The organism is Pedobacter nyackensis (assembly GCF_032678475.1).
In the GTDB taxonomy this organism is placed as follows: Bacteria; Bacteroidota; Bacteroidia; order Sphingobacteriales; family Sphingobacteriaceae; genus Pedobacter; species Pedobacter nyackensis_A.
This window is the reverse complement of sequence record NZ_JAVTSF010000007.1, coordinates 84,846-98,198: the sequence shown is the minus strand read 5'-3', so window position 1 is coordinate 98,198 and position 13,353 is coordinate 84,846. Positions and strand designations below refer to the sequence as shown.

The following is a 13,353-nucleotide window of genomic DNA, read 5'->3' as shown; positions in this document are numbered from 1 at the left end:
TTTACAATTAATTACTTGATTTTACCAGCCCTTACATCCTTAGCCAACATGGCTATACCTTTCTGAATAGAACCATATCTTGCCGCATACTCCTGCACCAATACCTTTTCCCGTTCCTCGGTGGTATACACGTAATACTCCTCAAGCGAAACCTCCGTCCGGTAAACTTTAGCATGACTCCCCAGAATAAAAGTCACCTCTTTATATTTACACTTAGGATCATTCGCTTTATTCATTGACAGGATCAAAGCCTTATCCTTATCAGTCAGCCCCAAAAGCTCCTGTATCTGGTCAAACTTATTCTGGTACTTACTCTGGTCCAGCAGAATCTTACAATCCGCATTGTTTACAATTGCATTTTTAACCACAGCAGAAGAAATCACATCTTCAATTTCCTGGGTCACCACCATAGGCTCGCCAAAGAACTTCCGCATGGTTTTAAACAGGTATTGTACATATTCCGCAGTGCCTTGTTTCGCAATCGCTTTCCAGGCCTCCTCGATCAAAACCAGCTTTCGCACCCCTTTGAGCTTCCGCATTTTAGATAGCGTCAATTCCATAATCACTAGTGTCACCACAGGAAATAAAATCGGATGGTCTTTGATCTCATCTAATTCGAACACAATAAACCGCTCATGCAGCATATCCAGGTTCTTAGTCGCATTCAGCAGGTAATCAAACTCCCCGCCCCGATAGTAAGGGTTCAGCACGTACATGAAATTCCCGACATCAAAGTCCTTCTCCTTCACCTTACCATCCTCAAGTACCTGCAAATACTCCGACAGCAGAAACTCATAAAAGCTATTGAAACAAGGAAATACATCAGGCCGCCGGCCCAGATACACATAAAATAACTTCAGCGCATTAGAGATCGCCACATATTCTGAGCGGGTGTAAGGCTCATCATCTTTCTTCCAAAGCGCGAGCAGCAAATTCTTGATACTTTCCTTCTTTTCGGTATCCAGCAGATCACCAGCAGCCAGATAAAACGGATTAAAGGAAATAGGGTCATGTTCTGAATAAGTAAAATAATATCCACCCACCAGCTCACAAAGCCCTTTATAACTGTTTCCGATATCCACAATAATCGCATGCGCCCCCTGCTCATAATAAGAGCGGACCAGATGGTTACAAAAGAAACTCTTCCCAGAACCACTTCCAGCACACACAAACTTAGAGCGGTTAGCCATCCAGCCCAGCCGAACCGGCTCATCTGAAATATCCACATGCACCGGACGACCAGTAAGCCTGTCACCCATCCGAATCCCGAAAGGACTCAAAGAAGACCTGTAATTGGTCTCCATGTTAAAGAAACAGGTGGCCTGCTCTAAAAAAGTATCAAAAGTATCATTCATCGGAAAATCCGCCTGATTACCCGGAAGTCCCGCAAACCAGATCTGTGCTGCCCCTTCAGTCTCTAACTTCGCCACCGCATCAAGCCCCGCCATTGCTGTACCCACTAAATTCTTCAGCTCTTTGGCCTTTACCACATCATCCGACCAAGCCAGCACATTAAAATGCGCCTTTACCGGAAGCTTTTGCGTAGAAACCGCCTCATTCAGAAAATCATTAGTCGCATCCCGTGCAATCGCATTCTCCCTGGAATAAGCCGACAGTGATTGTAAACGAAGTTTCTTAGCCTCCAGCTTTTTAACCGTAAGCTGACTATCCTCAATAAACACATACTGGTTAAAAATATGATTACAGGATAAAAGTGCCCCCAGCGGACTTGCAAACCCAACGCTGAACTTTGTTCGGTCCGTAGAATACTTCTCATAATTGATCCTGCTCCCGCATAAAGCAGGTAAATCCTCTGCATCCGATAGTGTATACATTTCCAGCTGCTTGTCCCCTACACGCAATCCATCCCGCACCTGGATATCAGAAATCACCGGCATCTGCTCCTTGCCTAATAGGAAACAATAACGCTCCAGTAAACCAGCCTTACCGGCCGTTCCCGCCATTTCATCATCGCAAAGCCGCTCCAGCGAAACAAAACCGCTATCCCTTAAGATACGCTCAAAAGTACCAGCCGCATCCAGGAACTGTTCATGCAGAAGCGGATCAATTGTCTGAGGTGGAACTAGTGACTTCCTTCGGATATTACTGTAAACTGAGCTGGATAACTTCCTGCCAGCAGGCTTCTTGGTTAAATAAATAAAGCATTCGTGATCCAGATAAGGCCTTTCATTAAAAAACGCCTCGCTAGAACGGGACAAGAAACCGTTACCGCTGCCGCTGGTTTCATAATCCGCCTTATAAGCCGCATCCAAAAACCAGTCTTGCTTATGAAAAACAGAAAAAGTTGGCAAAGCCCTGATCGCTTTCACCCAGGCCTGATGATAAGCCTCATACTCCCTGTCTGAAAGCGTAAACAGCTCCGGCAAAACCGCCCTGTAAGCAATCGTTACGTCTCCCTGATAAGATAAGATACAACCATGCTCCACCTTATACACCGGTAATAAATTCACTGCCTCCTGCTTCATGACACATCAGAATGAATATGGTTAGCAGAATATTTCAGGGCAGTAAACACCCTTCTGGAACGGAACTTAATGACTTCAGGCAAGCCGCGTTTAGCAAAAAACTTAGCCAGCCCATGCTCCCCGTATTTATGGCTTAGCCTTGTCAGCACATATACCAGTCCACTGCCAAAAGCCAGCGCAGCGGGCAGCAGCACATACAAACTCACCCCTGAAAGGTAACCTCCAACAAAACCTAGTAACAACAGTACCATGCCCACCGCTAAAAAAGCAATGTACTGCGCCTTTAAGCCCTTAAAGACAATCGGACGATTGATCCCTTTATTGATCTGATACATGCTTGCCATCTCTATACGCCGAAAAAGGATTCAATAATCGCCACCACTACCACCAAAAAGATCAGCGAACCAAACCATGCAGCCGCCAGCTTATTGGTATCAGGCTCACCAGCATTCCACTTGTTATAGACCTTAATGGCCCCAACGATACCCATTACCGCACCAATGGCATACATCAGGTTCGCCCCGGCCGAAAAATAACGCTGGATCTGTGAAGTTGCCTGGTTGATCCCAGCCACCCCATCCTGCGCCGAGAGCGTTAATGGCAATAAACACAACAAGTTAAAACAGCAGATCACAAAACCCAGCAGCAGCGTTTTTGCCATCGTGCGCCCGCGATCAGAATTGAAATAAAACTTCATAAAAAGGATTTAAAAATGAACACTTAAACAGCTAAACTAATCCCAGAGGTCCTCCAGCTCTTCAACCGAAATCGCAAAAGGAGCATGATCCCGTATAAAGGCATTCAACCCACTAAGCCCCGGATGGGAACTAATCCTCGGATACTTCTGCTGAACCAGCTTCATCAGACCAAAAAAATCCTGCTTAGTCCCATCCTCCTTTGCCAGAATCGCGAAAACCTCCTTAATCTCCTCCAGTACGTCCGGGATCAGTCCCAGCTGGTCATAATAAACTGAACCCGAGGCAGCTTCCCCAGCCATACCCGAAAAACGCAGTTCACTAGAAGCGATCAGCTCCATGCCCTCGGGCAACTTCACTTTAGCCATGAGTCCCTCCACTGCAAAATCCTCTTCCAACTCTCCCCCAGAGCCTTTGCCCGGTAAACCAGGCCTAAGCTTAGTCCGCACTTTTGTTCCGGCCCCCGCAGCCCCGCCCAACTTCAGCACCAGATTTTCTCTGCGATTAAACCATAAAAAAACACCTGCATACCAGACCAGGCTCAGCACGAGCGCAGCAATTAAAAAATCCTGCATTGTAAATGGAAACAACATAACCTTTGACTTTAACCCGGGAAGCACCATTACCACCGGGATTTGATAAAGCAAAGTTTGAAAGAGCCGGCCTAGTGGATTAACACTACGATAACACAGTGTTAAAATTTCTTAATGAAGCTGACAAAAAACACAGTTTAAACTGCTTTAATCCTCGTCCATAGGTTTAGCTAATTTTATCCCCCGGTTAGGTTTATACCTTAAATCCTCATCAATCCTTTGGTGAATTGCCTCCCGCATCTTATCCAGGAGCTTAGTCGGACTATCAGTATTTCTCCGGCGAAGATCAACGAATTTACGATGCACACTGCCCACACTGATCCCCAGACTCTCCTCCAACCATCTATAAATATCACTCACATCCGCATTGCCATGATTGAACTGCCCGGCATAATACAACCCATAAGCCAGTTCCGCTATATTCACCTTGTTTCCCGTCCAGGTTAACCCATGGGTATAAACCTTTGCCCCGTCAGCTTTAACAGGATTGACCTTCAGTTCCAATTCTTCAATCAACTTCTCATACGCCATAAAACGCGCAAAAATATAGCTGCAATGCGGCAATTCGTGTCCAAAGAAATCAGGACTTTCCGGTAAGAACAGTACATCAGCCCCACGCCCACGAAACAAAGCTCCATCAAAGATCTCCAGCTCATTTTTATAATACCCGAACCAGATCGAATAATCCTGCAAATGCCTTTGCAAAGCCTTCTGATGTTTCTGATAATGCTTACATTTAACCTTGACGCCCCCCTTTGGCAAACTGTCCATCACACGAAAACATTCCGTCTGGTAAATAAACAGCGCATAAAACCGCACCATCCAGTACTTATTCAGCCTGATTTCAGTCAATTCTTCATTAAAAGTATAATCTTGTAAAGCTTCCCTGATCCGTGAAATCGCAGTTTTGATCAGCCGCAGTGACGTAGTCACCTGCTGTAGAGGATTAAGCTTCGCGGCTTTAGTTTCTTCCAGCTGAGTAAGCAGTTCCTGGAAACATTCATTTAAGAATTGGTTGGTCATAGAATTAGATTTAGGGATGGTACCATCACCATCCACACAAAAATCTAAATTACAATAGTCCTTATAAATACCACGATAGTAGGAATTTCAGGCAAGAGAGGCTACCACCATATGGTGAATTATGCCTTATTAGTAAAACAATTGAAGATCTTTTCTGAATTTCATTTAGCAACTAAGGTGTCATAAAGTGCTATATGCGTAATCGAGTCATTCCATTAAAATTTATTTAAAGCCGCTGTAAATTGATCGCTTTGACATTGCTCTAATAATATAATTTTCAGCTTCTTCCAGTATTCTTCTGTAAGACTCGATGAAACTTGCTGACAAATAACAAAAGCTAAACTTTCTTCAAACCTTACCCACTTTTCGTCCAAAATGATTCCATTTCTTGCAGAATTAAGACTTAGATCATGATCACCGCTGATATCAATTACAATACGAACAGGTAAAGGCCACTCCAACTTTACCTGTTGATTTTTAGCACTCCAATAATCTGGAAAAAGATCAAATGGAACTTCAATGCCATGGAGCGCAATAATTGCTTTTGAAGCTGCTAGCTTATTTGATGAATTACTTAATTGTGGTTCTCCAGATTCGTCTATCTCAATTGTGGTCGAAGTTTTCCTAATTTCATTAGTATTGTACTTGATCGCTTTATCCAAAGTATAATCTGTGCCATCAACGTTAACTTCTTTCGCCGTTAGAGAAATCTCTGACACTGGCGTGCCCTTTTTATCAAGGATTGCCACCATTCCTTTGCCATATATTCCATAGTCATTGTTTGAAATATCAAAACTTAACTCCCTAATATTCGCATCCTGTTTCCAATAGTAATCACGCAAGTCATCCAAACTCAAATTTTTAAAACTTTCTCCCGTATGGGTTTCCGTTCTTGTACCAGTCTCTATAATGATTGGAAATGGGGGATGAGGTATTAATTTACATATGGATTCAATGAACTTATTATCGTCATAAAATCTCCATGGATGTTCTGCTCTTAAAATGAGTTCTGTACTTGTTCCTGGTTCTGTTAACATACCTTCACGAACCCAAAAAACACTGTCCTGTCCTTCCACAATAATTTCCAAAGCCTCTCCTGATTCATAAGGTCCTTTTAAACGTTTAGTATTTACCTTTAGCGAATCGGAAACCATAAAACAGGAAAGCACCCCAATACCGAATTTTGAAATTGGGGTATACTCGAGATTGACTTTTGCTTTTAACTCATAAAATTCAGAAGACTTGTAATAAGAAGTACCTACGCTGGAATAGTATCTATTCACAATATCCAAATCCATACCGGTTCCATTATCACTTACTACTAAATAATCACCATCCGTTTTATAGTATTTAATTATTATTTGTGGTCGATATGGATTTTTCCAACTTTCAGCCATTGCCTTGCGTAAAAGACAAGCATCAATTGAGTTCTGAATTAGTTCTCTTAGCGCAACATCAGGCTGACCATACAATTTTGTCCCCATCAACAAGTCAATGACTTGTTTTTTGTTAAGAGTGAATTTGGTTTCTTGATAGGTATAAAATGGTCTACCATTGGACATTTTTCTTGGGCCAATCTTTGTTCGATCAACATTAAGCGGGAGATTAATCTTATAATGCTCTGGAAATGGATTACGAATTGAATCGACAAGACGATTAAGAATAGTATTAGATGTTGCCAATTCTCGATCAATTAAATTGCAAAATTCCCTAATAGAAACTTCAATAGCCGGGTGTTCGCATCTCGCTTGAAATCTTATAATTGTACTGTTGATATCCCAGGCATCCACATTTCGATGTTTCTGCCACTCACGAATAGAAACTGGATTACGGACGAATAAATGAGATAATAGCACAGGAGGTGTCCGTTTAGCGTCAAAATCTAATATATCTGCTAGACGTAACACTACCCCTACGAAAGGTAAACAAGCATACACACCAGGGCCACACAATAACGATGTATCCATATCCAGCAATGTGGAAGCATCATCGTTATGGCTAAAACACAATTGCGCAAATTCGTTAGTTAAATCTATGTCGCGGTATTTAATCTTTCCTTCCCACTCTGATTCAATAATTGACCGTGCGCGTTCAGCATGCGTTGACCTAATATACTCCGAAATCAAATGTTTTTGAAGCAAGCCCGCTTTGGTTAAATTTCCACTTGCAATGCAGAACTCTATATCAGCCATTATTGAAGGAAAACCTTGACAGTATTTTTTGAACAGCAAATACTGTTCATCGCTTTCATCTCTAAACAGCTCATCATTCCAGACTGAAGCCCAGGAAGAAACATCTTTATTAGAAGCAGCCATGCCAATATCATGAAAGAATGCTGTTAATATTAGTAATAACAATTCAGGTACTGACAAAAGTTGAATAGTGGGTGGAGGTACTATTTTCTCCATGAGTTTAAGCACCCTAAATAGATGATCTCCATCGTGCAGGGTGTATTCCCCCATATGAATCAATACAGTTTTCGTAGCTTGGAATGCATATTGTACTGTATCATCGACCAAGCCTAGAACTTGTTTTCCTGCAGGATCTATTCCAGCTTTTAATTTAAATTCTTTATAGATCGCACTAGTTTCAAGCTGTAGCTGCGTTTCTACCCGCCAGGTATCCTCTATCATCTTCTTATTAAATTTTATTAACGTTAATTGACTACTGGATGCTATATGAAATTCCTTCCTAATTGCATCTTCACTCCTGTCTTCACTTTGAATAAAGACTTGTTGACCACTTTAATAGTTATATAAATAGGCCAATATTATTTTGGTCTACCCCCAAAATCACATATATTTAGATGTAAAATTTGAATTAATTAAACAGCTCCGGCGAGATTCTCTCCTCAAATAGTGTTTTCCAACCTATATGAACACCTGCCCAATCTTCCCCCCAATTTTCATTGATGTGTTTATATGCTTTATATGGCTTTTCGGTTTTAGGCTCAGGATAACCAAGTATATCTTCAATCGTATATTTAATCATTAACCTTCTATTTTCTAAATTATTAAGACTAACTAAAATAGGGTTGTTAAATTTCACAGCTCCTTCTTCTGTATCCTCGTCATGGATTACAAAAGGTTCAATACCTAATATATGTAGATACTTTACTAATGATATAATAACTGCTTTCCCCCTAGCCTTAACAATTTGATAATTACATAAAAAAGCTTTCATCTTTTCCTCAGGCAATCTCTGAATCGTTTCTTTTATTAATAATTCTTCTGTGTCACCTTCAACTATTATCACCCGTCTACAAAAGAAAACCTTCGCAATACTATCGTCTATTTTTAAAAGGAACTTAACAAACTGCTTATCTTCATTTTGAAGTTCCTTAAAAGCTTTTGTTGTGTTAAATGGAAAAATATTAGTTACAGATATATTATGTTCAAAATCAATTTTTAAACTCAACAAATTAAGTACTTGCTTTGGATAAGAATCTTCATCAATCTTTCTACTCAAATCAATCATGTAAGGAGAGTGCGTAGTACAGATAATTTTAGAATTTGATGATGTTGCTAATTCATATAACTTTTCTCTCATTAAACTAGCTGCATTTGGATGCAAATACATTTCAGGCTCTTCAAAACCAATAATTAAAGGCCTTATTTCAATTCCTTGTTGTCGTTTTCTTTCCACGAACTGTTCTCTATATCTTAAAAGGGCAAAAACCGTAGAACGAATCGCTCCCATACCTTGTCGTTCTGGCTTAGTCCTAACGTTACTTGACATTTCAATATCAAAAGAAGGTCGAATGGATGAACCAGGATCGCTTAGATTGGTTGAAATATGAATTCTAGAATCTGTGAACACCCCGCCAATGATTTTATTAATATCGACAAGCATTTTTCCAAATTCTTTTTGATTGTCCTCAGGGTCAAGCTCAAGAGCTAGTAGATTTAAATAATGTTGTGCTTGCTGATAATTTTCCGATGCTCCTCGAACCTCGTCAAAGAGTTCTTTCATAGTTTTTTGCAATGCACCACCAGTAGCCTCAATTTCTTCTTTCCTATTTTCAGCGGGTATCAAAAGAAATTTCGGAAGTTTAATGGATATATTTCCTTCAATACCGCCAGGGTTATTTGCCCAATCATTTTCTGTTTCATCCACATCCCATAATTCAGAAATTAAATCTAAACGTTCCTTATCCTTCGCGGTAAGGTTTTTTGACCAGTCAGTATCTTCCCCAAAACATTCTTTAATAATTTCTTCGGCAATCCCAACAGAGACATAATCATTCAAGGATTTACATTGTTTATATTCTTCCTTTATTGACTTTGTACAAGTCTTCATCTCCCTTTTCAAATTCCCCCCTCTGGGAAAGCTCTTTCGATAATATAAGCAGTTACTTTGTTGAGAATTTATCATTTCCGAAATGACACGCCCCTTAAATCCTCTCCAATTATTTGATTCATCTGGTAAATCATAAAACTTCGCCTCAAATACAATTTCATCGACTTGAAAATCAATCTCATCAATTTTAAAATAATCATGGTCTGGAAGTTTAGTTTCGGCAGAGAAAAATATTTCCATAGCTTTAAGTATTGTACTTTTGCCTATATTATTTTCGCCTATTAAAAATGTAGCTTCGCCACAAAGTATTTTAGCTTCCTTTATCCTACGGAAGCCTTTAATAAAGAAGTAATCTATCTTCATAGAGAGGTTTTAGATGGTTAGAAATTACAAGGTACAATATCCTAAAGAGATAAAAAATTTATTAAACAAAATGAACATTAAATCACCGCCCTATCACTCTCTAGGTTTAACTTATATACCAACTCTGTTTTATCATTCACCATCACCTTCCTAAAAATATTCTTCACATGGCTTTTTACCGTATCCAGTGAAATAAACAGATCATCAGCGATATACTTATACTGCTTGCCCTGACTAATCAGTAAAGTAATCTCCACCTCCCTTTTAGTTAACCCGAAAAAAGCACAATTACACTCAAACACAGAAGCTCCGCTTCCCACCATATACTTCGCCTCCAGCTGTTCATCCCGGATCCGCTCCCATTTCACAATCCTTGCAATAAAAAGCACCGTAATAATCAGAAAGCCCGAATTGGTCACCAATACTTCAATCAACTGACTAACCTGAAAATAAGAAAAAGCTGCCATACAAGCCCAAGGAGATACAGCAGCATAAACCCAGAACATTTCCATCTTACTATAAGGATAAGCTGAAGCACTTCTTACCCTCATCCTAACCCAGATCGCGCGAAGCATGACATACAAAAGCACAATGGAATAAACACCGGGAACAATCATCCCGTAACTGGTCGCCAGTTCCAGTTTACCAAACACTGGATAAACCACCCAAAAACACACCACGTAAGGCAACAGTAAAAACAAAAAGACACCATACAAAGCATGAAAACGCAAAGCTTTCAGGTTAAAAGCCTTATAGAAATAATACGGAAAATAAGCCGCCATTAAAAAGCCACTGCCATAAGCGATGATATTCTGCAATACTAGTGGCAAACGATAACGCGGATCGGGAAACAAACCACCAGTTACATTATACACAATCAACAGTACCAATAACACCAGATACCACAAACGTCTTTTATCCTCCGGTCTTGAAAGGTAATGCACCAACTGGTAACAACACATCCCAAATTCAAGCAAACAAATGATGAATGTCAGCACATACATCTCGGTATTAAATACATACATAGGATAGCTATAAATGAAATAAAGCAATTCAAATCTACCTTCAGATCCCAACCTCCTTTTTCAAGAGAAAAAGTCTATACCCCAGATCCATTTCATGAAAAACCTTAAAACCCCGCTTTTCATACCAAGGAACATTCTTCAGCGTTGAAGTTTCCAGATATACCGGCAATCCCAACAAAGCCGATTCTGCCAGTACCGCTGCGAGTAATTCTGAACCTACACCACGCCCCTGTACCCAGGGGTTTACCCCGATAAACCAGAGGTAAGCAAATGCCGTATCAGGATGACACGCATTAATCAGCCGCTCCCGCTTCATCACCTTAGCTAACCTGAACATCCCGATCACGCCACCAATCAGCTTCAAATCAAGCCATATCCCATAAAGCGAAAAACCTTTCAAGTGTGGGTATAACACCAGTGCACAGGCATCCCTTTTCTCCGTCATCCAGACCACCCCAAACCGAAAGCAAACCTCAAAAGCATAGCTCATCAACCTCCGTACCCGCAAAACGGCACCATTACCTGAGCCAGTCAGGTAAGCCACACTTAAATTCTCTTTAAAGGACAGGGATAACAGTTCCACTACCCTGTCCTTATCTGCTTTTTTCGCTTTAATGATCTTCATACCCCATACATCAATAATCCGATGAAAAACAAAAATTGTAAAAATATCCGATAGGCATTTTTTTTTAAATCAATACACAATTACCAAACAACTAGGCCACTTCTTTCCCCGCTGCATCCCAAACCAAGTCAATGATCTGCCCGATGGAACGGATCAGATCCAAACGGTCTTTCTCCACATTGATGTCAATCCCACAAACAGAAGTCTGATTCATCTTCGCATGCCAGACCACGTAATATACCCCGCCTAAGATCAGCGCCAGCACCGCCCGGAAATTAAAACCCGTTCCTTTGAAATGCGGATCTGTCATCGCGGCGATCTTTGCACCCTGAAATTCTCGTTCCTCTGAAATCTCCCGCAATACCGGTCTGGAATCTGAAATCTGCCAATGAATAAAAGTCTGCATCTCGGGTTCAGTGTAAAATACATTAAACAGCTCCGTAAAGATCGAACGGATAAAATCTGGTAACTCCTGATCCAGCTCCGCACCTTCCGACTGAAACTTCTCAAACACCGGTATCCAGAAATCTTTACTCTTGATATAAGTCCTAAGCAAATTGTTATAACTCTGAAAATACCAGTAAATCATCTTCTTATCCACACCTGCCCGAAAAGCAATCTTATTCACCCCAAGACCACGCCATCCGTCCTCTCGCAAAATATCACCCACCGCATCAATCAGCATCTGCCGGGTCACCTCCGGATCACGGGAACGGTTCGGCCCGCGCTTTTTCCTGACACCTTGCTGCTGATCCATACTTAAACCTCTTCCACCCTCCGGATCGGCAACTTCCTTGTCACATCCTCAAAAGCATTCAATACCTGATCAATATGCGCAGCCGTATGCGTCGCCATCAAACTCATCCTGATCCGCGTATCCTTCTTCGACACCGCAGGATACATAATCGGATTAGCATACACACCCGCCCGGAGCAAATGCCGCGACACTTTATTTGTCAATTCCATATCCCCGATCTTTACCGGAACAATCGCGGAGCGGGTATTACCAATATCGAGTCCCAGACTTTTCAGCCCCAAAGTAAATCGATCCACATTCTCCCAAAGCAAATCCTTCCATTCCGGTTCCTCATCAATCAACTCAATGGCCTTTAAAATCCCCATCGAAGCAGGCGTACCCGTAACCGAAAACAAATGCTGACGACTCTGAAACTTCAAAAACCGGATCAGTTCAGGATCAGCCACCACATAACCACCCAAATGCCCAAAAGTCTTGGAAAAAGTACCCGTAATGATATCCACCTGCTGATACAAATCATCAAGCTCAATCACCCCACGACCAGTCTCCCCGATCACACCCACCCCATGCGCATCATCCATAATCACATAGCCCTCATACCGGTGCACCAACTCCACAATCTCGGAAAGCAAAGCCAAATCACCATCCTGCGAATACACCCCATCCACCACCACAAAACGCGTCTTATACTTATCCCTAGCATCCTTAAGAATCAGCTCCAGATGCTCCAGATCATTGTGACGAAAAGTCTTTTGATTCTTACCCATACACCCCTCAAACATACTCGCATGAATCTTCATATCCGTTACCACCAAATCCTCCTTACCAATCAGCGCCAGCAAAGTCGCCGAATTCGCCGTATACCCCGTGGTATAAATAATCGCCGACTCACGCCTAAAAAAAGCCGCAATCTTCTCCTCCAACTCCCTATGAAACGAAAAATGCCCCCCAATCGCCGGAGAAGCACCCGTACCCGTACCATAATACTGAATCCCAAACACCGCCGCCTTCTTCACCAAATGATGCTGAGAAAAACCCAGATAATCATTCGACACCAAACTCACATAAGACCCCTTACCTCCAAAAGCTGGAATAAACAAATCCACCACCGGCCCAGCCGAAGAAACCGTCTCAAAACGATAATTCAACCTTTCCTCCCCCTCCAAATAATCCAAAAACTCATTAAAATAACCCGCCCTCCCAAAAGCATCCAAACCAGCAGGATCTTCAAAATCCTTAAACGACGCAGTAGCAAAATCGATTTTCATACAATAATAATTTAGTTAGGAAAGCTAAACTAAGCCAGGAGTTTACCCAAAGTGGTGAATTAACACAACTTTTTTAAAAAAACTATAAACACCATCTGATGCACCAATTAAAACATGGTAATTATCCATAATAAACTAGCTGCCGATTCCTATAAGCAATGGGTTTATGATAAATTGAACTCTCCATTTATGATTAGCAAACAGAAAAAGCGGGGAAGC

The 13,353-nt window shown here is 41.3% G+C and carries 11 protein-coding genes; all 11 read right to left on the bottom strand.

The annotated features are described in order from the left end of the window. Positions 1-11 precede the first annotated feature (11 nt). The 11 genes from R2Q84_RS20245 to R2Q84_RS20195 all read right to left on the bottom strand — a co-directional run bounded on the left by R2Q84_RS20245 (position 12) and on the right by R2Q84_RS20195 (position 13,134). The gene (locus R2Q84_RS20245; protein ID WP_316818419.1) at positions 12-2,486 is read right to left on the bottom strand and encodes a TraG family conjugative transposon ATPase; all 2,475 of its coding nucleotides are present in this window, start codon (positions 2,484-2,486) and stop codon (positions 12-14) included. Beyond that, positions 2,483-2,830, bottom strand: a complete 348-nt coding sequence (locus R2Q84_RS20240; protein ID WP_316818418.1) for a DUF4133 domain-containing protein — start codon at positions 2,828-2,830, stop codon at positions 2,483-2,485. The genes R2Q84_RS20245 and R2Q84_RS20240 overlap by 4 nt, the downstream gene beginning before the upstream one ends. A 2-nt stretch (positions 2,831-2,832) precedes the next feature. Next, positions 2,833-3,183 (bottom strand): DUF4134 domain-containing protein, encoded by a 351-nt coding sequence (locus R2Q84_RS20235; RefSeq protein ID WP_316818417.1) that lies wholly within the window; start codon positions 3,181-3,183, stop codon positions 2,833-2,835. A gap of 36 nt (positions 3,184-3,219) precedes the next feature. Further along, positions 3,220-3,774 carry a hypothetical protein gene (locus R2Q84_RS20230; RefSeq protein ID WP_316818416.1) on the bottom strand — a complete coding sequence of 185 codons (555 nt, stop codon included), beginning with the start codon at positions 3,772-3,774 and terminating at the stop codon, positions 3,220-3,222. 147 nt (positions 3,775-3,921) lie between these two features. Beyond that, positions 3,922-4,797 (bottom strand): RteC domain-containing protein, encoded by an 876-nt coding sequence (locus tag R2Q84_RS20225; RefSeq protein ID WP_316818415.1) that lies wholly within the window; start codon positions 4,795-4,797, stop codon positions 3,922-3,924. Between the two features lie 215 nt (positions 4,798-5,012). Then, positions 5,013-7,430 (bottom strand): ATP-binding protein, encoded by a 2,418-nt coding sequence (locus R2Q84_RS20220; protein WP_316818414.1) that lies wholly within the window; start codon positions 7,428-7,430, stop codon positions 5,013-5,015. Positions 7,431-7,617: 187 nt separating this feature from the next. Next, positions 7,618-9,459, bottom strand: coding sequence for an ATP-dependent nuclease (locus R2Q84_RS20215; protein WP_316818413.1), 1,842 nt, complete (start codon positions 9,457-9,459; stop codon positions 7,618-7,620). A gap of 77 nt (positions 9,460-9,536) precedes the next feature. Then, positions 9,537-10,484: a helix-turn-helix transcriptional regulator gene (locus R2Q84_RS20210; protein WP_316818412.1), complete on the bottom strand. Its 948-nt coding sequence runs from the start codon at positions 10,482-10,484 to the stop codon at positions 9,537-9,539. Between the two features lie 40 nt (positions 10,485-10,524). Next, the gene (locus tag R2Q84_RS20205; RefSeq protein WP_316818411.1) at positions 10,525-11,109 is read right to left on the bottom strand and encodes a GNAT family N-acetyltransferase; all 585 of its coding nucleotides are present in this window, start codon (positions 11,107-11,109) and stop codon (positions 10,525-10,527) included. 91 nt (positions 11,110-11,200) lie between these two features. After that, positions 11,201-11,806 carry a TetR/AcrR family transcriptional regulator gene (locus R2Q84_RS20200; RefSeq protein WP_316818410.1) on the bottom strand — a complete coding sequence of 202 codons (606 nt, stop codon included), beginning with the start codon at positions 11,804-11,806 and terminating at the stop codon, positions 11,201-11,203. A gap of 62 nt (positions 11,807-11,868) precedes the next feature. After that, entirely contained in the window at positions 11,869-13,134 is a 1,266-nt protein-coding gene (locus tag R2Q84_RS20195) for an aminotransferase class I/II-fold pyridoxal phosphate-dependent enzyme (protein WP_316818409.1), read from the bottom strand. Between the last annotated feature and the right edge of the window lie 219 nt (positions 13,135-13,353).